This is a genomic window from Vibrio sp. YYF0003 (assembly GCF_036350715.1).
Lineage (GTDB): Bacteria > Pseudomonadota > Gammaproteobacteria > Enterobacterales > Vibrionaceae > Vibrio > Vibrio natriegens.
Window position 1 is genome coordinate 437,101 of the sequence record NZ_JAZDWA010000004.1, and the last position, 24,432, is coordinate 461,532.

The window sequence follows — 24,432 nt, forward strand, 5'->3', positions numbered from 1 at the left end:
GAGGCCGACCATACCCCATCATCATGCGGGAGCGTGACCAGGGCTTGACCCGTATCTGCCTGCCAAATCACAGCGGTGTTACCCGATGTCGCGAGGATGCGTGTGCCATCGGGGCTAAACGAGGCCGACCATACCTTATCATCATACAGGAGCGTGGCTAGGGCTTGACCCGTATCTGCCTGCCAAATCATAGCGGTGTTATCCCAAGATACCGTGACGATGCGTGTACCATCGGGGCTAAAGGAGGCCGATTTTACCCCACTATACCCACCATACTCAGTATACTGCCCAACTAAAACCTTCGATGAGATAATGGGACTTAATAGAGCTGAATATAATGCCTGCTCGGCTTGCGGCAAGTAAGGGCGGTTTTTATCAAGTTTTGTATCGGGTAATGCTTCTAAAGCAAGTAAAGCTCCGAGTAAAGCATTTCCAGATTCTGTCAGTTCTCTAGACATATTGGTAAGGTTTAGACTTTCATTTTTTTGAGCAATTTTTAAATTGGCCTCCGAGGTTTCAAGCTCATCAGTAAGTCGCATTCCCATGAACCCCAATACAATAATGGCAGCGATTGAAATGAACGTGATAAGCGTGTTTCTTTTTGCAATAGCTTGTGCTTGTTTAAGTGCCTTTTGCTGTTGTGCTTGTTGTTCTTTGATGCTTTGTTCGATAAATTCTCTTTCAATATCAACAAATGACTCGGGGCGTGCATTCAGCCAGGACTCTGCCAGACTTAAGGGATTCCCCCTTAATAGTTCCGTATTTTGACGACCATTCTTAGTCCAGTTCGTCATTAACACACGGAAGTCGTCTCGCCACACCAGAAATTGTCTGTCCTCATTCACCCAGTGTTTTAAGCGATCCCAATGAGTAATCAGAGCCTCATGCACCACCTCCACGGCTTCTTGCTCAGATGCGGTATTAACCACAACCAAGCGGTGGGATTCATCAGCGAGCTTTTGCACCATAACCCAGTGTTCATCACTGAAGTTATCTCGCATCGCGACCCGTCGAGTTGCCTCAGTTCCGGAGCTTAGTTTAACCAACTGTTTGAGAATGTGACTGAGCTGTATTTGGTCATTAGCGGAGAGTTGGTCGTAGATGGTATTGGCATGATAAGTGAGAGCGCCGGACACCCGGCCGATACTCTCGTAATCCACCAGGCTCATCACCTTGTTGGATTGTTTTTCCCACAACCGGCTCAAGCAGAATTGCAGTAAAGGCAAATTACCCGGTTCTTGGCCGACATCATTTAAAATAATGTCTACCAGCCCCTCTTGGAACTGAACGTCTAAACGACTTGCTGGCGCTTCAATCGCTTGCCTGAGCTCTTCCTGACTCATCGCCCCCACCAGATAAGCGCTTTTATTAATCGCATTCGCGAAGGGACGATGGGCAGCGGCGATACCCAAGAAATCAGTGCGTAGAGTAATGACGAGAGAGAGCGGGTTGTTTACGCTTTTCTCTGAGTTAGGGGTGGATGCAGTAAGCAATAGGTCAATAAATGCGTGCTGAATGGCCAAGGGAATATTCGAGGTGTACAACTCCTCAAACTGGTCAGCAATGAGCAACACTCTCCGATTAGGGTGATGATGCTTAATGGTATCTAGGATATCTGAAATTGATATTTTCTGTGCTCGCAAACCCTCGGCCAGTTCGTTGCGATACAGAATACGTTGGGTTGAGTTCAACTCAGGCTCATACATCGGCAATAGCGCCTGAGCAAGAGCCAAAAACGGGTCATTTTGCGTACTGTCTGAGACACGAAAATAGGAAAAGATCCATTCGCCGCTTTCATGGAGTTTGGGAGCCAACCCCGCTAGCACCACTGACGACTTACCGCTCCCCGAATGACCTAGTACGGCGAGAAAACTCTGCTTCTCAACCTTATTTTTAAGGTCATGAATCGTTTCCTCCCGCCCAAAGAAGTTCTTTGCATCCTTTGGGCCAAAATTTGCCAACCCTTTATATGGAGTTGCTTCTATAAGGCTCGTTTTATCCGTTTTTTCCCGGGAGGTATCGAGGGAGGATTTCTCATCGTGGTGGTAGTTATTGATGATGAGATGTTCCACTTTTACATCATGTGCACCAATCACTCCTTGAGCCTTTCCACCCTGAACGGAAACTTTGATATGGCCGCTCTCATTATCATCAGCCATCTGTTATTCCTTGTCTGAGCCGAACGACATGTTTTCTATGTAGACGTCGGTTGACCCCACTACCCCTTGTACCTTTGCTTCACCGTTAATGGAAATTGAAATATGCGTATCAATTCCGCAACGTTGGCAAAGCTTTTCTGCGGCTTGTTTGATCTCTTCTTCCTGGCTCAAATTCAGTGCTTTAACGTGTGCATCTAGTTCTGCTTGCTTTTTCTTTGATTCCGGCTGTTTTTCAAGCTCATCAACAGCGGAAACAAGCGAACTAGATGTTCCAAACTTGCGGGTGAGTAACTCTTTAAGTGCAGAGTAAGTATCAGAAATGACTTCTTGGCTTAGTTTTCCTAACGCTGCAATGATGGCTAAAGTGAGCGGTTCCATAGGCTTTCCTTGTAGGTGACCTATTTGATGATTGATAAGTTTTATATTAGTTCATTTAAGGAAAAACAGTCCGACAATGCAATCACTGAGTATTTATTCCAAACAGGAAAGGGGCAAAGTAAGTTTTATAACGCAAGTTGCGTCACGTAACCTGCATGATTGATTTGTAATGCAGAGAGGAGCAAATTTAAGTAAACCGCTGTGAGTTGGTTAAATCGGCTTCGTGACAGAACCTATAAGCTATACATCAAACGAAATAGTTGTATTTGTCATTTTCGCAATTAGCCCACTTACTCTTTTGCGCATCTCCCGTCTATCAACAATCATATCGAGTGCACCATGCTCTAAAAGAAACTCACTTTGCTGAAAGCCTTCAGGCAATTTTTCCCGCACCGTTTGTTCAATAACACGACGCCCGGCAAATCCGATTCTGGCTTTAGGCTCTCCAATATTGATGTCACCTAGCATAGCCAGACTAGCTGAAACACCACCATATGTCTGATCTGTGAGTACGGATATATAGGGTAATCTGGCGATTGACAGTTTATTTAAAGCAGCACTGGTTTTAGACATTTGCATCAGAGACATAAGCGACTCTTGCATGCGAGCCCCACCACAAGCAGAGAAGCATACTAACCCGCAATTAGCTTCAATTGCAGCATCTACAGCCTTAACGAAACGAGCACCAACAACGGAACCCATCGAGCCTGCCATAAAAGAAAACTCAAATGCGCAGGCAACAATCGGTAAACCCATTAAGTTTCCTTTCATCACAACTAACGCATCTTTTTCCCCTGTGCTTTTCTGTGCCAAAGCAAGGCGTTCCTTATATCGTCTAATATCTTTAAAGTTCAACAAATCTTTAGGCTCATGCTCTTGGGCAATCTCCATGCATTCTCCCTTATCCAGAAAGGTTTCTAAACGACGGCGCGCCGCCATCCTCATATGGTGGCTGCATTTGGAACAGACGGATAAATTCTCTTCCAAGGCAATACGATACAGAACCTGATCACATGATGGGCATTTGGCCCACACCCCCTCTGGAATCGACGCTTTACGGGTCGCGTTCAACTTGTTTTTATCTAATAACTTTTCTAACCAACTCATAGCAAACCTTTGTAGACCATTTAAATTTATAACCATTGTATAAGCCTGTTTTTGGTAATAAAGTCACTTATATGGGTTTAATAATCCAACAAAATGGGATTAAAGATATGTTTGATAAAATTGACCAGCAGTGGCTAAAAAGTTTTCACTGTGTTTATGAGAACAATAGTTTTAAACGAGCCGCAGAATTTCTCAGTTTGCCAACATCGAACGTCAGCCGCCATATCGCTTTACTGGAAGAGAAACTAAATACGCGATTATTCGACAGAACCACACGACGAATCGCTCCAACAGATGCAGGAGACCATCTTTATCTACGTACTCAACCATTAATCGAAAGACTGGATGACGCGCTTGAGGAAGTAGCTCAACACTCTCAGGAAATCATTGGGCAACTGAAAGTTTTGATGCCCGATTCACCACATTTAGCTCAAGCAGTGGTTTCTTTCTGTGCCCAACACCCCTCCATATCATTCTGTTGCGATACCAGCATAAATCCAAAGGAAGACTTCCTGGATGGTTTCGACATCATCTTAAGTTTTCACCGAGGAAAGCTCGACGACAATAACTGGATAGCGAAAGAGATCAAACGTTGGACAAGTGCTGTTGTGGCATCCCCCAAACTCATACAGAAGTATCCAAAACCTTTTAAGGTTACCGATTTAAAACATGTTCCATGTATCAATACCTTTACCGCGTTGAATGGAACACCATGGATCTTCAAAAATGCTGAAGGTGCGCTGGTTACTCAAAAGGTACAGTCTTCATTTAAAATCAACAGTGGATATCTAGCTAAATCAGGCGCATTAGCTGGGTTGGGGTTCGCGATACTACCAACCGAATCCTGTCGTAATGAGATAGAAGCTGGTTCACTGGAAATAATAGCAATGGAGTACGAACCTGAAGATTTGGTGTTATATGCCTTTTACGCTTCCAGAAAACACTTGGCAAAAAAGATCCCAACGTTTATTGAACACCTAAAGCACCAAGCACATTAATATAAAAGTACATATACAGACGAACAATGGCTGTAAAAGACTTAGTCTGAAACGCGTATTTTAATTTAGGTGATTATCTACTTAAATTGGTTACTACTCGGTATCCGAGGAAAGTAAATTCTGAGAGTTTTAGCATCACATTCTAGTTCCCAGACATAAGGAAAAGTTCGATGATTTCGATCGAGCGCTCTAAAACTGAGTAAATATGTTAACAAAGAATGGGGCAAAACTTTATTAGCCTGAGGCGAGCTGAAAATAAGGATACCTAGGTATCCTTATTTGGGGGAGGTTGTGACATGTCAGAGGGTATTATTTCGTCGGCTTTGGATCTTCATATGGTAAGCCTACGTATTGCTCGGCAATCATCGTTTTACCTGATTCACTATGTAGGCAGTAATCCAGTTCAGAGGTCATGAGGTGACTGAATATAGCGCCATCCGTGTTGTTCACGCTGAGTTCGTCAAAGTCGTGCAGCATGTTGGTCATCCACCATGAGAAACGCTCACCGTGCCATACTCGGCGTAAGCAGATATCCGAATATTGCTTGATGCACTCCATGTCGTCATTTTTGTAAACTTGAACCATGATCTTGTACAACGTCGCCACGTCAGAGGCAGCCAGGTTAAGCCCTTTGGCACCGGTCGGCGGTACAATGTGTGCAGAGTCACCCACTAGAAACAATCGGCCATATTGCATCGGTTCACACACAAATGAACGCAGTGGCGCGATACTTTTTTCGATACTAGGACCGGTTTGTAATTTTTTGCTCGCTTCAGCTGGTAAGCGTTTTTCCAGTTCATCCCAAAACTTATCGTCGCTCCAATCTTCAACTTTATCCGTTGCGGGAACCTGTAAGTAATAGCGTGAACGAGTGGATGAACGTTGGCTTGCCAGGGCAAAACCTCGTGGGTGTTTGCAGTAAATCAATTCATCATCAACTGGTGGGGTATCGCTTAGTAGCCCAAGCCAGCCGAATGGGTAAACGCGCTCATACTCTTTACGGATGGTATCTGGAATCGTTGGTCGGGATACACCATGGAAGCCATCGCAACCAGCGATAAAGTCACATTGCAACTCGTAAAGGGTACCTTCGTGCTCGAATCTGACGGCAGGGGAAGTAGAGTCAGGCGCGACTATTTCGGTAACGGGTGCATCATAAAAGCTTGGTAGACCGGCAGCACTTCTCGCTTCCATTAAATCGCGGGTGATTTCGGTTTGTCCGTAACAAGTCACGACTTTGCCACCAGTGCGTTCTTTGAGGTCTATTCTGGTACTTTCGCCGTCGACACTGATTTGAAAGCCGTCATGGATGTGTCCTTCTTTATCCATACGAGCGTTACAGCCTGCTTCTTTGATGAGGTCTACAAAACCTTGCTCAAGGATGCCGGCACGTATTCTGGACAGGACATGATCAGCAGTTGAACGTTCTACGATGACATTATCGATGCCCTGTTTCGCAAGCAGTTGGCCAAGTAAAAGACCTGAAGGGCCAGAGCCAATAATTGCAACTTGTGTTTTGATAACTTCCATTTTAAGCACTCCGCTTGTTTGATTCCTTGTGTTTCTATTTTGTTAATAAAGTGTGATTCTCTCCATTCACATACAGGGCAATTTCTTGTACTTTTAAGTCATATATGGATATTTTTTTGATCGGTTGGGTGAGTGATGAGTTCGATATCTGATGTGCCAAGGTTCTTCTTATATGGAGAAGAGAGTGACAGCAATAATTCCGAGTTTGTTCACGTGGAGACCATTGCTGCTCGCAGCGAAACCAGAGGGTGGCGTATTAAGCCACATCGACATGGAAAGCTATTCCAAATCTTAGTTTTGGATAGTGGGAATGCGGAAATTTCTTTAGATAATAAAAAGATACATGTTAACAATGCCAGCGTGATAGCAATTCCTACCGGGGTGGTTCATGGCTTTGTTTTTTCACCGAATACGGAGGGATATGTTGTCAGTATCGCGGAACCGATGATTCAACATTCGGCGTTATCGTATGCTGAGAGTGTATTTGAGACCGTGCTGGATAAACCAAGAGTGCTCTCATTTTCGACTGAGGATAAGGTTCTTACTCAACTGCATGATTATTGTAATTTATTGTCATCTGAACTGAATGCACACGATGTGGGAATGAGACAAGCTTCTGAATGGTTAGCAAAGATGATCTTATTGACTCTATTCCGAGCAATAAAGCAACAAGACGAAGAGACTAACGTTGGTAGCTCAATAAATAGTCACTACTATCAATTCCAAAAACTACTCGAGAATAACTATCGTCGTCATTGGACTGTCGCTCAATATGCGCAAGAGCTGCAAACGTCTGTTTCGACGTTAAATCGCGTATGTCGCAAATCAAAAGGGGTTGCGGCAAAATCGATTATTGCAGAGCGACTGTTTGTGGAAGCGAAGCGCAGCCTTCTGTATACCCAATTGCATGTTGACCAAATTGCCTACAATCTGGGATTTGAAGACCCTGCGTATTTCTCTCGCTTCTTTAAGAATAAATCTGGGTTGAGCCCGACATCTTTCAGACAACTCAACCCATTCGACACGGAATATTAGAAAACGCTTGGATTAAAAAATATCTAGGTCATTACCGAGCACGACTTCTCCGTCGTAGCTCGCCTGAATTTCTTCCAATACGGATTCGATAGGCGCGCTGTAATGGAGAATGTGGCTAAGCACCAGCAATTTAGGTTTTGCTTCAGAGGCAATCTTTGCTAGCTCACTGGTTCTGGTGTGGCTTGTCGAGTGGTATTTTTGCCAAAATTCAGAAAGCTTCGACAGCCCTTGTTCGCTGATCACTTCATGCACCAAGACATCAGCGCCTTTCGCGATTTCGATCATCTTGTCTGAGTAGGCCGTATCGCCACTGATAACCACAACTTTGTCTGGCGTTGTCACTTTGTAGCCAAAGGCTGGACGGATATCACCATGAGGAACGGTAAATGCCTCGATTTTAACACCATCTTGATCATAAACGGTGTTGCTTTCGGTGTATTCGGTCACGTTCATCTGGTAGTTGGTTGGATCTTTTAACGGCTGCTTACCACTTGTGCGTAAACCAATATCAACCGACAACATGTCATAGTAGCCCGTTACAAATTTTTCCGTACCAACAGGGCCATAAAGCGATACTTTGTCGTCACGTCGCCACCAATAGGTTGCTGCCAATTCCGAGATGTCCAGAATATGGTCACTGTGAAGGTGTGTGATGAAAACGTGTTTGATGTTGGTTGGGTATAGGGCTTTGATGCCTTTCTTTTGTGCTGCTTCAATGGCTTTTTGAACCATGCCGCCACCCGCATCAAAGATAAATGCCGTATCGTTATACACTACGGCGGTTGATGGGCCAGAGCGGTCAGCATCAGGGACTGGCGTGCCCGTTCCTAATAAGATGACATCGGTTTTGGCTGATGCACTGACGGATAACAGTAAACCTAGGGCACAAGTTATCGCAGGTACACAAATACCTGATCTAAAGATTTTCATTAGATTCTCCGGAAAGTTGAGTAGGGGAAAGAGCCCTCACCACATTCCGTGTGGTGAGGGTGATAGGAATTATTATAGAAGTCCTAGGGCGAGTGATGGGAAGCCGATGATTAATAGCAGGCGAGTGACGTCTGACATAACGAATGGGAACACGCCTTTGTACATGTCCTTAATGGATACATCCGGTGCTAACGACTTGATGACAAATACGTTCATCCCTACTGGCGGTGTAATCAGACCCAATTCAACGGTAATTACAGCAACGATACCGAACCAGATTGGGTCAAAGCCTGCCGCTTCGATGAGTGGGTAAACCACCGGCACTGTCAGTAGCAACATCGCAATACTGTCCATGACACAACCTAATAGGATGAACAGTAACAGCACCGCAAACAGAACCATGTAAGGAGAAAGCTGCAGGCTATCGACCACTTCCACCAAGGTGTAAGAGATTCTTGAAACTGAAAGGAAGTAGCCAAAAATTTCTGCACCAATGATCATGAAGAAGATCATGGACGAGAGAGCCAGTGTTTCCTCTACTGCTTCAACGAATTGTTTCCATTTCATTCCTCGGAACAAGGCGATGACTAATGTACCCGCCGCGCCAATAGCTGCTGCTTCGGTTGGTGTAAACAGGCCAAAGTAGATACCGCAGATGATGAAAGCGAAGATGCCGGTGAAAGGAACTAAGCCTTTAAGCCCTTTGATCTTCTCTGCAAATGACGTTTGTTCACCTGGCGTTGCTAGCTCTGGTTTTAGCCAAACTGTGATAGCAATAGTCGCACAGTATAAGAACAGGCCAAGTAACCCAGGGATTAGGCCCGCGATAAACATGTCACCCACAGACTGCTCTGTGATCAAGGCGTAAAGCAGAAGCGCGATAGACGGTGGGATCATGATGCCTAGAGTACCACCTGCCGCAAGCGTACCGGTTGCCAATGACATCGCGTAGCCATTCTTTTCCATTTCTGGCAGAGCAACGCGAGACATACTTGCTGCGGTCGCCAGAGAAGAACCAGAGATAGCCGAGAAAACACCACAAGAGGTTACTGCTGCCAGTGCCATACCGCCGCGCCAGCGACCAAATAGTGTTCTCGCACCATGAAACAGCTCTTGAGACATCTGCGCTTTAGAGGCAAAGACACCCATGAGGATAAACATAGGAATCGGGCTAAAGCTGTAGTTAGACAGGGTTTCAAACGGACCGCTATCCAAAATCGCCATCGCTGAAGGAAAAGCAACAATAGATCCGAACCCAACAAACCCGGTTACCGCCATGGATAACGCGATAGGAGCCCTGAATGCCATCATTACCAACATTAACGCAATACAAATTAGACCAATCGTTGAAGCTTCCATTAGACTAACTCCTCTTTGTTTCGTTGTTGCACGTTACTTTTTTTGGTGCTTGACTTTGCTGGCGCATCACCGCCACTTTTAGTCGCTGGGGTATGGCAGTGAAAAATAAGCTCACCGGCGATGATCAATGCGCGGATTGCAAGTAGCGCTGTGGCGACAACGACTCCCATATAGATGTATTCCAGCGGGATTTGTAAGTCCTGAGTGGTTTCTCCGGTAAGCGCGGCTGATTCAATCGCGTCAAAGAAACGCACTGACATACCCGCGCCCAGTAGTGCAAAACCTAGGTTGTAGAAGGCTTCAAGATATATCTTCACACGATGATTCATTTTCTCAGTAAACAGGTCAACAATGACCTGAGATTTGGCTACCGAGTGAGGCATAGTCAGCAAAATGGCAAACAGCAAACCAAACTTAATCAGCTCTATGCCGCCAACAAACGTCAGGTCAATGCTACCGTCCGTAAAATTAAAAACCGCACGAGTGATAACGTCAGCAAGCGTGATGAACATCATCGACACTAAGATAAAACCTGCGCCCAAGTGAGCGATATGTGCCGCGCGATTGACTAGGTTGATGAGTGTTTTCATAGTCTCATTCCCTTAATTCAGGCTGAAAGGCAGCGGTTAGTTACTACAGTCTTGCGACAGTTCCATTGCTCGCTTGTAAACATCACGTGCGGCTAGGCCTTTCGATTCCAAGTCCGACAAGTAGTTTTCGATCACTTTGTCGAAGATTGGTTGCCAGGTTGTTTGGTTGTTTGATGCATCAATACGGTTGATTGTGTGACCCGCTGCTTTCGCTTCTTCAAAGCCTTTGTTATCAAGATCATCAAATACTTGTGCCGCAATGTTCGACCAAGCGGCACCTGAGTTTTTGTCGATAACCGCTTTAAGCTCATCATCAAGAGAGTTGTAGACATCGCTATTCATCGTCACGATGAAGGCTAAGGAGTACAAGCCACCGACTTCAGTGTGGTTTTCTGCCAGCTCGTTAATTCTGAAGCTCTTCACGCCTTCCCAAGGTAGAGCAACACCATCAATCACACCACGTTGAAGCGATTGATAAGATTGCGGCGCAGGCATACCGACAGGTAGTGCACCAAGCTCTTCTAGTAAGCCTCCGATGACGGCAGTTGGACGACGAATGCGAAGACCTTCTAAGTCGCTAGGTTGTTCAATATTTTTGCCTTTTACGTGCAGTAAGCCCGCACCGTGGGTAAACAAGAACAGTGGTTTTGAATCCTTGTATTCATTTGCAAACGCACCTTCTTCATATAGCTTTTGAATCACACAAGAGCCTTGAGTTGCGTTTTGTACCACCCCTGGTAGCTCAACGATTTGAGTCAGAGGAAAGCGGTTTGCTGAGTAACCTTGCACTGTTGCGGTCATATCTAAGATACGGTGTTTAACGGCATCATATTGCGCTGGTGGCTTGGCGAGAGTAGAAGACGGGTATAACTCTACGTTGATACGGCCATTAGAATCCGCTTCAACGGTGTCAGCCCACTTTTGATATATCTCTTTATGAATATCAGATACTGAAGGCCAAAAGTGTCCGAATCGCAATGTAACATCTGCGGCGAAAGCAGGTGAAGCTAGCAGAAGTGATGACAATGCAGTGGCAGCAGTCTTTTTAATAATCGTATTCATACTTAAACGTCCAATTGTTAGTAGAGTGTTTTCGTAAAGCGCTCTTTTAGTCAGGCTATTCTTTTTCTTGGGGCTGAATAAAATCGTCAACTTTTACCCGTCAGCGGTTTTTACCTTATGTAAGATGTTAAGGTTAAGTTAACACTTGATTCGCCATGACGTTAGTTAGAAAAAGGAAAAGGCTATTCAATTTTTGAAATTCTGTGACTTTAATTAGAGGGAATTTTCGGGCTAAAAATTAAAAGTTATAGGGGTCAGATGATTGATATAATTCATGTTTCATAGTTATGTTTTAGGTATTAACTCCTGATTATCGGTTATGTTAATACATGAAAAATGCTTGAGTCAGAAAGTAACTATAATTTGTGTTACATAGGTGTTTCTTAGGAGTGTGATATGTGTGGCAGGTTAAATGTGATCAACGAACCGCTTTGTCGAATTGTTTCCGAGCAGCTCGGCATCAGTTTTAAAACGGAGACAAATAAAGACCTAAGACCGACACAGATTGTTTCTACGGTTGGCGTTGTAGACGGAGAACTTCAACAGCTCGATTTACCTTGGGGAATACAACCCGACTGGGCGAATAACCTGATCATAAATGCCAAAGCTGAAACGGTGGCGGTCAAGGCCACATTTGCTCATGCATTCGAGTTTAACCGAGTGGTGGTTCCGTGTTCAGGTTGGTATGAGTGGCAAGAAGAGAATGGGAAAAAGGTCAAATATCTGTTCAGCCCAGGCGAGAGTGATGTTTTATACATGGCTGGCATCGCCTTGAATGAGGCTAAAGATCTGGTCACATTAACAACAGAGCCAAATAAACAATGCAGCGAATTTCATCACCGCATGCCTTTGTTAATTCCTAATAATGAAGTCTTGAACTGGATAAGCGGAGAAGGCAAAAGCGTATATAAGCTGTTAGATAATCAATTTAATGAAACGTTGACGATCAAAAATGCAGACTAGTTTTGTTTAAAAGGTGATGCCAAACGCTTGGCATTTACCGTTGTTGAATTTAATAAAATTGACTTGTTGTGCTGTTGGTTATTCCAAGCGCGATGATTTAATGATCTTTGAAGTAAACCCCGACCCTTCTACGCCATTAAAGCCAAATACGCCAAAATATGTGCTGGCAAAGTCTCATCTGGCAAAAAGAATCTCAGAATATATGCAGTGACTTTCATCGTTGTCTAATATCAAAGGATGAAAATAATGACTTAAATATATGGAAGCCGGGGCTTAGTTGATGCGAGCACAGATTCAGTCTTTGACAAAGAATAAGAACTTCAACGAATTACTTTTTTCTTCAATCTTTATTAACCTGCTGTCTCTTGCGTTGCCTTTCAGCATGCTGCAAATCTACGACAGGATCTTACCGAATGAAGCGTATGGTACAGCAAATGTGTTGTTGTTGGGTGTTGCGGTTGCGATTCTTCTCGAGGTGATATTGCGCTATGTCAGAAGTTGGTTTCTTGCTTCTGCGGCTGCCAACTACGAGTTTGATGTCACTGCAAAACTGATAACGCGATTGCTAAAAGCCGATTACCAATATTTGCAGTCGTTGGGTTCTGGAAAAATATTAAGCGGCCTAAAAAGTGTCTCTAGCGTGCGTGATCTCTATTCAGGGCAGGCTGCGATAGCCTTTATGGATATTCCCTTCACCTTAATATTTTTGGCGCTTATTGCTTATATCGGCGGCTGGGTGGTTCTGGTTCCTGTCGTGGTGTGGTGTATCGCAGGGTTATGGGTTTGGCGAGTAAGTAACAAGTTATTGGAGGTAACTCAGGAACTCGCAGTCACAGAAAGTGAACGCACGCGCATTCTCGTTTTGGTCCTGTCAGGCGTGGCAACGGTAAAAGCGCTCGCGTTAGAAGCACGCATGACATACCGATATAAAGACGTTAACCACGAGAATCTGAAAAAACAAAACGAGGTTGACTGGCAAGCGGCGAAACTTCAAGAGCTAATTCAAGGTGCCTCGTTAGGCACAACGTTAGCGCTTGTTATTGTCGGGTGTTTGGCGGTATTGGATGGCCAAATGACCACCGGTGGTTTGGCGGCATGCTCGATCTTGGCTGGGAGATCGGTCGCACCACTCAGTGCTTTGGGTAGTCTGCGCGCTAAATTAGTAACGGCACGCGCAGCCAGTCAGGACATTGAAGATTTAATCAATGCACCTCAAGAGCAATTTACTGCGCAAACCGTATATCAGAGCAAACTGCCATCGGGGCCAATATCATTTACTAACGTAAGTGTGAGTAAAGTTGGCGCGTCACTTTCCGACATTAACTTGAATATCCCTTCAGGCTCCATCACCGTTGTTAATTCTAACCCCATGAGCTATGCCAGTTTGTTGTTAAGCTCGCTGGGCGCTTACCATCAGCCAGAGCAAGGAACTATAGCGATCGCAGGTGTACCACTGTACGAGCACGATGAGTTCGAATTTCGTCAGTCAGTTAGTTATGTCGCGCCATGGGGAACGCTGTTTCATGGGACCGTGTTGGAGAACATGACTTTCTTTCGTCATGAAAGTGAACCTTATGCGATGGAGTTGGCCGATCGGTTGGGACTGTCTGACACTATCAGCCAACTTCCTTACGGCTTTCAAACGCCAGTAGGGCGGCATGACAACGCTAGCCTGAATAAAGGGGCGATAAAGCTTATTTCTTTGATTCGGGCACTGTCTCAGAAGCCTTCTATTCTCTTACTGGATGAACCAATGGTATCGATTGATGCTGATTCACAGTCAAGATTGTTGTCATTACTCAATGAAAAGCGAGGAGACATGACGATCATCATTGCGTCCTATTTTGATGAAGTGATAGCGCTCAGCGACAGTCAAATTAGTCTATCGATTGAAGGTCGGTTGTCGTCAAAGCAAGTTACGGGAGAGATCTAATGTCGATAGAAGATCGTTCAATAATTGGAATGAAGCCGGTGATGGCAACGTTTTTTGATCAACTTGGACTGCACGCGCAAGCCAGGAGCATACAAAAAGGTCATGTGGCCAATGATCTCAGCTATCTAGATACCTACGTTCTATTCAAAAAGCACCAACTGGATGTCACCGTTCACTCTTGCATTGCGACAAAATTAAAAGACTCGGTTTATCCCTTTATTTGGGTAAATGACTCGGGCAGTGCTGAGATTGTTCGCTGGCGTCAAAATCAGTGGCAAAAGCTTGGAGAAAATAAGCAATGGCATAATCTGGATGGAGAGCCGGAAAGTGGCTTTGTGTTTATCGTTAATGCGTTACCGATGGAAGGAAACAAAACTCAGCGTTTTCTGTCTCATTTTCGTAAGAAAGTGAAATGGTATCGTCCTATTTTCTGGTTAAGTCTTTTGTCTGGGATAACGGGTTTAGCCATTCCTCTATTTACTATGGCTGTTTATGATCGCGTTATCGGAGGTCATGCACCGCAGATTCTACCCAACATTGCTTTCGGTGCGGTGTTGGCGCTGTTCATTATGGTCGGCAGCCGATTTTTCCGTGCTCGATTGATCGCTGGGGTGAGTAATCGGTTTGCAAGAGATTTATCTGCGTTAACTTTTAACCGATTATTAAGCATGCCGCTGGCGGTATTGAGCCGAGTGGGGTTGGCCAGCCACATTAGCCGTATTCGGAATTCAGAAAATGTGCGTAAGGTTATATCCGGCCCTTCTGGATCAGGTCTGGTGGATTTGCCGTTCACGTTGATACCACTGCTAGCCATCACATTATTGAGTGGTTGGTTAGTGCTTGTGCCTATCGCGATGTTGATGATTTTCTATTTTATTTTGAAAGGGTTAGAGCGGTATGTAAAAGCAGCCTCGCCAACGATCAGCAGTGATTATCAAGGTAGCTTCAACGAAATATCACAGTGCATTCTTAATCTGAAAATAGCGGGCGAATCCCAAGGTTGGTATCAGCATTTCATGCGTAGGGCCAAAGAAAACAGTCAGCAAAACTTTCTCTATTCTAAACGTAACGGATTAAATACCGCCGTCGCGCATGGGATGGGGCTGACTACCGTATTGGTATCAGTATTTACGGGCATTTTTCTGGTGCTGAATCAGCAGATGTCGCCAGGTGCTTTGATCGCGACCACTATGCTGATTTGGCGGGTTACCGGACCTGCTCAGTTGGCGTTTGCCTCGCGCCAGAAGTTTGCCATGGTCAAAGGCACTATCGCACAGTTTGATCGTTTGATGGAGGTTCCAACAGAGTTTCATTCGTTGAGGCTTGAGTCTCCGGAAACACATCAGCCTCCTTCTGTTTCATTTATGCATGTGACTTTGCGATACGGTGCAGAAAGTGAACCCGCATTGTCAGGGGTAACATTCGATGTAGAACCTGGTGAGCTGGTGGCCGTCATCGGCCCGAATGGTTGCGGTAAAACTTCTCTCTTACTATCGGCACTCGGTGTTCTGGAAGGTCAGGTGGGTTATGTGTCTATCAACGGCAAAAACACCAAACAGTATGACCCAGAAGCGCTACGTCGTTGGGCTGCCTATAGCCCAACTCACGCAGATATTATCCCCGGTTCATTAGCCCAAAACCTCAGGGTCGCGAATCCAGACGCATCTGATGATGAAATTCGAGAGGCCTTACATGCCGCAGGGGCGACCTCGCTCTTGCAAGCTATCGGAGATGATATTGATACCGAGGTATTCCATCGTGGTGAAAATGTCTTTTCTGCGGTTGAAAGCTCCTACGTCGGGCTTGCCGTTGCACTGCTGAAAAATTCACCTTTTTTAGTGTTGGATGAACCTATTGCCAATCGAAACCCGTATGCAAAAAGAGCGTTTAAACAGACATTGATGAAGCGTCGAGGACACGCAACAATTTTGTTTAGCAGTCATGACAAAGAACTGATCGAACTCGCAGACAAAGTGATCATTTTAGACAAAGGCAGTTTGGTGTATTGCGGACCAATTATTAAGCAAGCTGAACCGTCACAACAATCAGAACAACCAGAACAAGCAAACGCAGGGGTAGCACAGCATGGATGATAAGCAACTGTCGAATCGTTACTTACCAGAACATGAATTTACAGAAGCCATTGAAGCGCCAATGGAAAAACGCCTGATTAAACAGGTGATGTGGTTTGTTGTTGGTTCGGTATTTTTAGTCTTGCTTTGGTCAGTGTTTGCCGACATAGAAGAAATCGCCAAGGCGAAAGGACAAGTTGTTCCTTTGGGTCACAAGCAGGTCATTCAAAGCCAGTCAGGAGGAACATTGGCATCGGTTTTAGTTACTGAAGGAGACTTGGTCAGCAAGGGCGATGTGATCGCGAGTTTTGTGTCGGTCGACAGCCAAGCAGTAGAAGAAGAGTTACTCGGTCAACAAGCTAACCTTCAGTTACGAATCGAACGGTATAACGCATTTATCGAAGGGCGACCAGCGGATTTTTCCTCTTATGAATTGACGTACCCTGGATTAGTAGAGCAACACCAGAAAAGTCTGGCGAGGATGAACAAAGAGCGTGAAGCGATTATGCAGTTATCTGAGTCCGAGATTGCGAAATCGAACGCAGAACTGTCGAGCATCGATTTGGAAATCCCGCCGCTTCAAGACCAGATCAACTCATCCCGCGAATCATTACGATTAATGAACTCACCGAGGGGCGTTCAGGCCGTATCGAAATTGACCATCTCGGAAACCCAGCAAAAATTGGATGCGTATTTACGTGAGTTAAAAAGTCTCGAAGGTAGGAGAACGGTACTGGAGAGGAACATTGATAACCAGCGCCGTCAATTTGAACAACGGGAAGCGACGCTGTTTAAAGAAGTGGGTGAAAAGCGTGCAGATGCGCATTCGGAGTTAATTGGTGTGACTGCGAGATTGAAATCTTCCGATCTGCAAATCCAGCAAGATACGGTGATGTCTCCGGTTGACGGCATTATTCAGTCGATACCGAATACGTCATCTGGGAGTGTAATCCAGCCGGGAGGTACAGTAGCCGTGGTGGTGCCGACGACTCCAACAGCCTTACTGGAAGCTAAGTTGTCACCTCGAGATATTGGCTTTGTGACGGTAGGGCAACCAGCCAAAATCAAAATCGATGCGTTTGACTACAGCCGCTATGGCGCAATAGATGGGGTTGTTGAACGGATTTCGCCGACCACTGACGCCGATGAAAAAGGTGGGGTTTACTACAAAGTCCGGATTGCGATTGAGAAGCCATACTTTGGCGCAGAGCCAGGCAAGCTAAACTTATTACCAGGTATGACTGGCGAAGCTGACATCGTCACCGGAGAAAAAACCATCTTCCAATATTTATGGAAGCCCGTATTTACCAACATGAGAGAAGCTTTTGGCGAACGCTAATAGAGGTGAGTTATGAGTAAGGACAACAAAACACCCCCTTCGCAAGACACCAAATCGGAGTCTAAGAGCGAAGAGCAGAAAAAGCGTGAAGCCAAAGCGAAAAAGAGAGCTCAGGAACAAGACAGTCAAGTAGCTAAACTTCGCGCTAAAGAGTTTCGTCGTTCTGGCTCAGAGCGTGGTTTCAATAAAGATTTGGTTGCAGATAAATCATGGCATACCGCGAGTGGTTTAGCTCATACAGAGCATCATCAAGGAGAAGGGGACAAAGAGTCAGAAGCCCTTCCAGCCTCTGACACTGAGCCTTCTCAAACTTTAGTGTCACCCTCTGAAAAGATGGCGAAAACTCGCGCCGAAGTGAGCGATGACACGGGCGAGAATGAGAAATCCCAAAGCACGCAAGATCACCGAGGTGGCCATCATTTGGTGGCAGCCTCTTCTCATACTGATTCGGGTACCTACACGCCATTGTCAAATATATCGGGTGTGTCCAAAATAATTGCTCCTGCTCTTTTACCCGTGTTTAAACATCTGACAGAGCACCATACGAACGATATTGACGCACTCTCACACCCCACAACCATCACTTCTTCGCAAAATCATTCGGAACAACTCGAAAGTACTTCTCATCCTTTACACATAGTCTCTTCGATGCGCCACGCTGTGGTAAAAGAAGACACCAGTCAGGATCAAGTTGCTGGACAATTAACAACAAGTGGTGATGGTAGTCAGTCTGTTATCTGGTCAGTGGAAAACAAGGGCGGCCACTATGGTGAATTAACTCTGGATAGCCACAGTGGAGAGTGGGTTTATCACCTTGATAACCAATTGGCTTCAACCAATGCGCTTGCAGAAGGTGAGCATAAGACGGAACAGTTTGTTGTTGTCGCAACAGATAACCATGGCAAAACACTTTCAACGGTAATTAGCGTCGAAGTAGATGGCAGTAATGACCGACCAGTGATCTCTGGGGTTCATAGTGGCAGCGTAAATGAGCATGGCGTGATAGATGAAGCGGTCGGTCAATTGATAGCCGTTGATCCTGATCATAGTGACAGTGTGACGTGGGGTGTCGTTCAACCAAAGGGCAGCTTCGGTGAACTGTATATTGATGCAAGTAGTGGTGAATGGCGTTATCAGCTTGATAATCAGGCTCCTTCAACAGCGGCGCTTACTGATAGGCAAGTAGCGACAGAAACCTTTTTAGTCACGGCGACAGACTCTTCCGGTGTACCAGTGGAGCAAACAGTGACGATATCGGTACATGGAACGAATCAGAGTGCGACAGTATCAGGTATTTTTACCGGCTCGGTTACAGAAGATCTTGTATCGCCTTCCGGACATTTAGAGACTCAGGGGCAGTTGTCTGTTATCGATCCTGACTCTGGTGAGAATGCATTTACCCCTGAAATACTAACGGGTAAGTATGGTCAAATTGATATTGATGCTCACGGACATTGGGTTTATACCGCTGATAATAACAACGCCACGATACAAAGTTTAAAGGGTGGAGAACAGCTCAAAGAAGTTTTATACGTCCATACGATTGATGGAACTTCGCAGGCGATTTCCATCACGGTGTCTGGAACCAATGACAAAGCGGTGATCAGTGGCGTAACGACCGGCACACTGAAAGAAGATGTTATCACTGACTATCAAGGTAAATTAGATGTTATTGATACAGATGCCGGGCAATCTGGGTTTGTCGAGCAGCCAAACACACAAGGCCAGTACGGTGTATTCAATATTGATAGTGATGGTTTGTGGCATTACGTGCTCAATAATCAAGATTCGAAAGTTCAGGGATTGAACGAAGGCCAACAGTTAACAGAAACCTTTACGGTTAAAACGTTGGATGGAACTAGCCGCGAAATACAGGTCAATATCCAAGGCACCGACGAAACTTCATCGAGTTCACATACCACTACTACACAACAAGTAGGTGGAGGAAATCCAACGACCCAAGCACCGAACACGGTAGCGCCAACATTCTCAGACGGTTCCAATGTTCCTAATCAACCGGACAGTAGCGTCAACCATGCTCCGATTATTTCCTCAACTTCTACTGTCGATGTAGATGAGGATGGCAAAATCGCTCAAGGGCAAATTCACGCCAGTGATGCTGATACCGGGGACCAATTGCATTTATCAGCCGGACAAGTGGATGGCTTTACCCTCAATGCGGACGGCAGTTGGTCGTTCGATCCAAGTCACAGTGCGTATCAGCACCTTGCTCAGGGGCAAACTGAGACACTGACCATCCCCGTGACTGTAACCGATAATGCGGGAGCGACTGATACACAAAACCTAACAATCACTGTGTCGGGTACCAATGATGGCGCAGTCATATCTGGCGCTGGAGCGCAGCTGAAAGAAGACTCGACGGTCTCAGCATCGGGTGAGTTGCAAGCCAGTGGGCAACTGACGGTTCAGGATGTAGACAGCGGTGAAGCCGCATTCACGCCGATCACGGATGTCACCAGTGACTCGGGTTATGGTCATTTCTCACTCAGTGCCGACGGGCAGTGGCAGTATCACGCTGATAATAATCAGCCCGCAATCCAACAACTGGCAGCGGGTGAGCCATTAACAGACTCCATCACTGTCACCAGTGTGGATGGCACCCCGCATACCATCAGCGTGACGATAGAGGGGACGAACGACGCCCCAATCGTGGCGCACAGCGTAGTAAATCAGCAAATAGATGAAGACAGCGCGTTACAGTTCACGCTGCCAAGTGACACCTTTGGTGATATTGACCATGGCGATACCTTGACCCTCTTCACCGGTAGCCTACCAACCTGGCTGCATTTTGATGCCTCGACGGGCACTTTCAGCGGCACGCCAACCAACAGCGATGTGGGCAGTAATCAAGTCACGGTGACGGCGACAGACAGTCACGGTGCTCAGGTATCGACCACCTTTGATTTAACCGTCAACAATGTCAATGATGCGCCAACGCTGACCCCGATAGCGTCGGTGTCTGTCGACGAGGACGGCCAGCAAGCGTCTGGTCAACTCATCGCTACCGACCCAGATGCAGGCGATACGCTGAGCTATTCGATTGCCAGTCCGGTGTCCGGTCTGACGTTCAATCCTGACGGTAGCTGGGTGTTTGATCCTACGGATACGGCCTATCAATCGTTGCCAGCAGGGCAAAGTCAGACACTTACTATCCCTGTCACGGTGACGGATACGGCCGGCGCGACAGATGTGCAGAATTTAGTCATTACTGTGAATGGCACCAATGATGGCGCAGTCATATCTGGTGCTGGAGCGCAGCTAAAAGAAGACTCTGCGGTCTCAGCGTCGGGAGAGCTGGAAGCGAACGGGCAGTTAACGGTTCAGGATGTAGACAGCGGTGAAGCCGCATTCACGCCGATCACGGATGTCACCAGTGATTCGGGTTATGGTCATTTCTCACTCAGTGCCGACGGGCAGTGGCAGTATCACGCTGATAATAATCAGCCCGCTATCCAACAACTGGCAGCGGGTGAGCCATTAACAGACTCCATCACTGTCACCAGTGTCGATGGCACTAGGCACACCATCAGCGTGACAATTGAAGGGACGAACGACACCCCAATCGTGGCGCACAGCGTAGTAAATCAGCAAATAGATGAAGACAGCGCGTTACAGTTCACGCTGCCAAGTGACACCTTTGGTGATATTGACCATGGCGATACCTTGACCGTCTCCACCGGTAGCCTTCCTACGTGGCTGCATTTTGATGCGTCGACTGGCACCTTCAGCGGCACGCCAACCAACAGCGATGTGGGCAGCACGTCAGTCACGGTGACGGCGACAGATAATCACGGTGCTCAGGTATCCACCACCTTTGATTTAACCGTTAACAATGTCAATGATGCGCCAACGCTGACCCCGATAGCGTCCGTTTCTGTCGACGAGGACGGCCAGCAAGCGATGGGGCAACTCATCGCCACAGACCCAGATGCAGGAGATACGCTGAGCTATTCGATTACCAATCCGGTGTCCGGTCTGACGTTCAATCCGGATGGTAGTTGGGTGTTTGACCCAACCGATACTGCCTATCAATCGTTGCCAGCAGGACAAAGCCAGACTCTTACTATCCCTGTCACGGTGACGGATGCGGCCGGTGCGAGCGATGTTCAGAATTTAGTCATTACTGTGAATGGCACCAATGATGGCGCCGTTATATCTGGCGCTGGAGCGCAGTTGAAAGAAGACTCGGCGGTCTCAGCGTCGGGTGAGCTGGAATCCAGTGGACAACTGACGATTCAAGATGTGGACAGCGGTGAAGCCGCATTCACGCCGATCACGGATGTCACCAGTGACTCGGGTTATGGTCATTTCTCACTCAGTGCCGACGGGCAGTGGCAGTATCACGCTGATAATAATCAGCCCGCTATCCAACAACTGGCAGCGGGTGAGCCATTAACAGACTCCATCACTGTCACCAGTGTCGATGGCACTAGGCACACCATCAGCGTGACAATTGAAGGGACGAACGACACCCCAATCGTGGCGCACAGCGTAGTAAATCAGCAAATAGATGAAGACAGCGCGTTACAGTTCACGCTGCCAAGTGACACCTTTGGTGATATTGACCATGGCGATAACTTGACGCTCTCCACAGGTAGCTTACCGACGTGGCTGCATTTTGATGCATCCACCGGAACGTTTAGCGGCACGCCAACCAACAGTGATGTGGGCAGTGTGCCGATTAGCGTGACTGCCACGGACTCGCAAGGGGCGAGTGTCACCACGCAATTTAACCTCACCGTCAATAACACCAACGATGCACCGGTGATGACCCCGATCGCGTCGGTTTCTGTCGATGAAGACGGCCAGAAAGCGTCCGGTCAACTTATCGCTACCGACCCGGATGTGGGCGATACGCTGAGCTATTCGATTGCCAGTCCGGTGTCCGGACTGACGTTCAATGCAGATGGCAGTTGGGTGTTTGACCCAACGGATGCAGCCTATCAATCGTTGCCAGCAGGACAAAGCCGGACTCTTACTATCCCTGTCACGGTGACGGATGCGGCTGGTGCGACGGATGTTCAGAACTTAGTCATTACCGTGAATGGCACCAATGATGGCGCAGTCATATCTGGTGCTGGAGCGCAGATGAAAGAAGACTCGGCGGTCTCAGCGTCGGGTGAGCTGGAAGCCAGTGGACAACTGACGATTCAAGATGTGGACAGCGGTGAAGCTGCATTTACGCCGATCACGGATGTCACCAGTGATTCGGGTTATGGTCATTTCTCACTCAGTGCCGACGGGCAGTGGCTGTATCACGCTGATAATAATCAGCCCTCTATCCAACAACTGGCGGCGGGTGAGCCATTAACAGACTCCATCACGGTCACCAGTCTTGATGGAACTACGCACACCATCAGAGTGACGATAGAGGGGACGAACGATGCCCCAATCGTGGCGCACAGCGTAGCGTCTCAACAAATCGATGAAGACAGCGCGTTCCAGTTCACGTTGCCAACTGACACCTTTGGTGATATTGACCATGGCGATACCTTGACGCTCTCCACTGGTAGCTTACCAACCTGGCTGCACTTTGATGCAGCGACTGGCACCTTTAGCGGCACGCCAACCAACAGCGATGTGGGCAGCACACCAGTCACGGTGACGGCGACCGACGATCACGGTGCTCAGATATCGACCACCTTTGATTTAACCGTCAACAATGTCAATGATGCGCCAACGCTGACCCCGATAGCGTCGGTGTCTGTCGACGAGGACGGCCAGCAAGCGATGGGGCAACTCATCGCCACAGACCCAGATGCAGGAGATACGCTGAGCTATTCGATTACCAATCCGGTGTCCGGTCTGACGTTCAATCCGGATGGTAGTTGGGTGTTTGACCCAACCGATACTGCCTATCAATCGTTGCCAGCAGGACAAAGCCAGACTCTTACTATCCCTGTCACGGTGATGGATACGGCTGGTGCGACCGATGTTCAGAACTTAGTCATTACCGTGAATGGTACCAATGATGGCGCTCGGATGGGGGGAAATTTACAGTACGTGCTGGCAGAAGACCAAGATGCAATCCATGGCGAGCTGACTGCCAATGGTCACGTGGTCGTGCTGGATGTAGATAGGGGTGAATCGCATGTTACCGCGCAAAGCGTGACGGGTCAGTATGGCCGTTTCAGTATTGATGAGCAGGGTCATTGGACCTACACCGCCGACAACAGCAACCCAGCGATTCAGGCGCTGGGCCAGAATGGTCAGGGGGAAATCGTCGAGCGTTTCACAGTCAGCTCGGCGGATGGCAGTATCAGTCGTGATGTTGCTGTACGCATTATGGGTACTAACGATGGCCCGGTGGTCTCGCATGCCTTGACCAATGAGGTAGCCACTGAAGATACCGCGTTCAGTTTTACTGTGCCATCAGATACGTTCACCGATATCGATATCGGCGATACGATGACCCTATCAACAGGCACATTACCAACCTGGCTGCACTTTGATGCGTCGACGGGCACATTCAGTGGCACACCAACCAACAGTGATGTGGGTAGCACACCAGTCACGGTGACGGCGACAGACGATCACGGTGCTCAGGTATCGACCACCTTTGATTTAACCGTGAACAATGTCAATGATGCGCCAACGCTGACTCCGATCGCGTCTGTTTCTGTCGACGAGGACGGCCAGAAAGCGTCTGGTCAACTTATTGCTACCGACCCGGATGTGGGCGATACATTGAGCTATTCGATTGCCAATCTAGTGTCCGGTCTGACGTTCAATCCGGATGGCAGCTGGGTGTTTGACCCAACGGATGCGGCCTATCAATCGTTACCAGCAGGACAAAGTCAGACTCTTACTATCCCGGTCACGGTGACGGATACGGCAGGCGCGACGGATGTTCAGAACTTAGTCATTACCGTGAATGGCACCAATGATGGCGCAGTCATATCTGGCGCTGGAGCGCAGCTGAAAGAAGACTCGGCGGTCTCAGCGTCGGGAGAGCT

Annotated in this window: 15 protein-coding genes; 7 read left to right on the forward strand and 8 right to left on the reverse strand. The window is 47.1% G+C overall.

Going from position 1 to position 24,432, the window contains the following annotated elements:
• The 3 genes from V1U08_RS14775 to accD all read right to left on the reverse strand — a co-directional run.
• A partial coding sequence (locus tag V1U08_RS14775; protein ID WP_330470905.1) for an NACHT and WD repeat domain-containing protein occupies positions 1–2,159 on the reverse strand: 2,159 nt, incomplete at its 3' end.
• Positions 2,160–2,162: 3 nt separating this feature from the next.
• The gene (locus V1U08_RS14780) at positions 2,163–2,537 is read right to left on the reverse strand and encodes a hypothetical protein (RefSeq protein WP_330470906.1); all 375 of its coding nucleotides are present in this window, start codon (positions 2,535–2,537) and stop codon (positions 2,163–2,165) included.
• 240 nt (positions 2,538–2,777) lie between these two features.
• The gene (gene accD / locus V1U08_RS14785; RefSeq protein ID WP_118120436.1) at positions 2,778–3,644 is read right to left on the reverse strand and encodes an acetyl-CoA carboxylase, carboxyltransferase subunit beta; all 867 of its coding nucleotides are present in this window, start codon (positions 3,642–3,644) and stop codon (positions 2,778–2,780) included.
• A 107-nt stretch (positions 3,645–3,751) separates the two neighbouring features.
• Here accD and V1U08_RS14790 point away from each other — a divergent pair, with 107 nt between their 5' ends.
• A complete protein-coding gene (locus V1U08_RS14790; RefSeq protein ID WP_330470907.1) occupies positions 3,752–4,642 on the forward strand; it encodes a LysR family transcriptional regulator in 891 nt (296 codons plus the stop codon).
• 309 nt (positions 4,643–4,951) lie between these two features.
• Here V1U08_RS14790 and pobA read toward each other — a convergent pair whose 3' ends face one another.
• Positions 4,952–6,172: a 4-hydroxybenzoate 3-monooxygenase gene (gene pobA, locus V1U08_RS14795; RefSeq protein WP_330470908.1), complete on the reverse strand. Its 1,221-nt coding sequence runs from the start codon at positions 6,170–6,172 to the stop codon at positions 4,952–4,954.
• Positions 6,173–6,307: 135 nt separating this feature from the next.
• On the opposite strand from pobA, the gene V1U08_RS14800 reads away from it, so the two are divergent.
• Positions 6,308–7,207 (forward strand): helix-turn-helix domain-containing protein, encoded by a 900-nt coding sequence (locus V1U08_RS14800; protein WP_243977874.1) that lies wholly within the window; start codon positions 6,308–6,310, stop codon positions 7,205–7,207.
• Positions 7,208–7,219: 12 nt separating this feature from the next.
• On the opposite strand, the gene V1U08_RS14805 is transcribed toward V1U08_RS14800, so the two are convergent.
• From V1U08_RS14805 to V1U08_RS14820, 4 genes are all read right to left on the reverse strand, one after another.
• Complete coding sequence (locus V1U08_RS14805) at positions 7,220–8,137, reverse strand: MBL fold metallo-hydrolase (RefSeq protein WP_020334253.1); 918 nt, start codon at positions 8,135–8,137, stop codon at positions 7,220–7,222.
• 72 nt (positions 8,138–8,209) lie between these two features.
• A complete protein-coding gene (locus tag V1U08_RS14810) occupies positions 8,210–9,496 on the reverse strand; it encodes a TRAP transporter large permease (RefSeq protein WP_330470909.1) in 1,287 nt (428 codons plus the stop codon).
• Complete coding sequence (locus V1U08_RS14815) at positions 9,496–10,086, reverse strand: TRAP transporter small permease (protein WP_014233896.1); 591 nt, start codon at positions 10,084–10,086, stop codon at positions 9,496–9,498. The genes V1U08_RS14810 and V1U08_RS14815 overlap by 1 nt, the downstream gene beginning before the upstream one ends.
• 36 nt (positions 10,087–10,122) lie before the next feature.
• A complete protein-coding gene (locus tag V1U08_RS14820) occupies positions 10,123–11,148 on the reverse strand; it encodes a TRAP transporter substrate-binding protein (RefSeq protein ID WP_118120424.1) in 1,026 nt (341 codons plus the stop codon).
• Positions 11,149–11,544: 396 nt separating this feature from the next.
• Between V1U08_RS14820 and V1U08_RS14825 the strand changes: the two genes are divergently transcribed.
• The 5 genes from V1U08_RS14825 to V1U08_RS14845 form a co-directional block, all read left to right on the forward strand.
• Positions 11,545–12,111 (forward strand): SOS response-associated peptidase, encoded by a 567-nt coding sequence (locus V1U08_RS14825; RefSeq protein WP_014233898.1) that lies wholly within the window; start codon positions 11,545–11,547, stop codon positions 12,109–12,111.
• Positions 12,112–12,391: 280 nt separating this feature from the next.
• Positions 12,392–14,044, forward strand: a complete 1,653-nt coding sequence (locus tag V1U08_RS14830; protein ID WP_243977878.1) for an ABC transporter transmembrane domain-containing protein — start codon at positions 12,392–12,394, stop codon at positions 14,042–14,044.
• Positions 14,044–16,137 carry a peptidase domain-containing ABC transporter gene (locus tag V1U08_RS14835; protein ID WP_330470910.1) on the forward strand — a complete coding sequence of 698 codons (2,094 nt, stop codon included), beginning with the start codon at positions 14,044–14,046 and terminating at the stop codon, positions 16,135–16,137. Before V1U08_RS14830 ends, V1U08_RS14835 begins: the two co-directional genes overlap by 1 nt.
• Positions 16,130–17,455 carry an HlyD family type I secretion periplasmic adaptor subunit gene (locus V1U08_RS14840; protein ID WP_330470911.1) on the forward strand — a complete coding sequence of 442 codons (1,326 nt, stop codon included), beginning with the start codon at positions 16,130–16,132 and terminating at the stop codon, positions 17,453–17,455. The genes V1U08_RS14835 and V1U08_RS14840 overlap by 8 nt, the downstream gene beginning before the upstream one ends.
• 12 nt (positions 17,456–17,467) lie before the next feature.
• Positions 17,468–24,432, forward strand: a 6,965-nt coding sequence (locus V1U08_RS14845) for a VCBS domain-containing protein (RefSeq protein ID WP_330470912.1), incomplete at its 3' end; no start/stop codon positions are given.

What these genes read in the sequence shown, in the direction of transcription:
- V1U08_RS14780 (WP_330470906.1), bottom strand. Translation starts at nt 2,537, where the DNA reads ATGGAACCGCTCACTTTAGCCATCATTGCAGCGTTAGGAAAACTAAGC.
- accD (WP_118120436.1), bottom strand. Translation starts at nt 3,644, where the DNA reads ATGAGTTGGTTAGAAAAGTTATTAGATAAAAACAAGTTGAACGCGACC.
- V1U08_RS14790 (WP_330470907.1), top strand. Translation starts at nt 3,752, where the DNA reads ATGTTTGATAAAATTGACCAGCAGTGGCTAAAAAGTTTTCACTGTGTT.
- pobA (WP_330470908.1), bottom strand. Translation starts at nt 6,172, where the DNA reads ATGGAAGTTATCAAAACACAAGTTGCAATTATTGGCTCTGGCCCTTCA.
- V1U08_RS14800 (WP_243977874.1), top strand. Translation starts at nt 6,308, where the DNA reads ATGAGTTCGATATCTGATGTGCCAAGGTTCTTCTTATATGGAGAAGAG.
- V1U08_RS14805 (WP_020334253.1), bottom strand. Translation starts at nt 8,137, where the DNA reads ATGAAAATCTTTAGATCAGGTATTTGTGTACCTGCGATAACTTGTGCC.
- V1U08_RS14810 (WP_330470909.1), bottom strand. Translation starts at nt 9,496, where the DNA reads ATGGAAGCTTCAACGATTGGTCTAATTTGTATTGCGTTAATGTTGGTA.
- V1U08_RS14815 (WP_014233896.1), bottom strand. Translation starts at nt 10,086, where the DNA reads ATGAAAACACTCATCAACCTAGTCAATCGCGCGGCACATATCGCTCAC.
- V1U08_RS14820 (WP_118120424.1), bottom strand. Translation starts at nt 11,148, where the DNA reads ATGAATACGATTATTAAAAAGACTGCTGCCACTGCATTGTCATCACTT.
- V1U08_RS14825 (WP_014233898.1), top strand. Translation starts at nt 11,545, where the DNA reads ATGTGTGGCAGGTTAAATGTGATCAACGAACCGCTTTGTCGAATTGTT.
- V1U08_RS14830 (WP_243977878.1), top strand. Translation starts at nt 12,392, where the DNA reads ATGCGAGCACAGATTCAGTCTTTGACAAAGAATAAGAACTTCAACGAA.
- V1U08_RS14835 (WP_330470910.1), top strand. Translation starts at nt 14,044, where the DNA reads ATGTCGATAGAAGATCGTTCAATAATTGGAATGAAGCCGGTGATGGCA.
- V1U08_RS14840 (WP_330470911.1), top strand. Translation starts at nt 16,130, where the DNA reads ATGGATGATAAGCAACTGTCGAATCGTTACTTACCAGAACATGAATTT.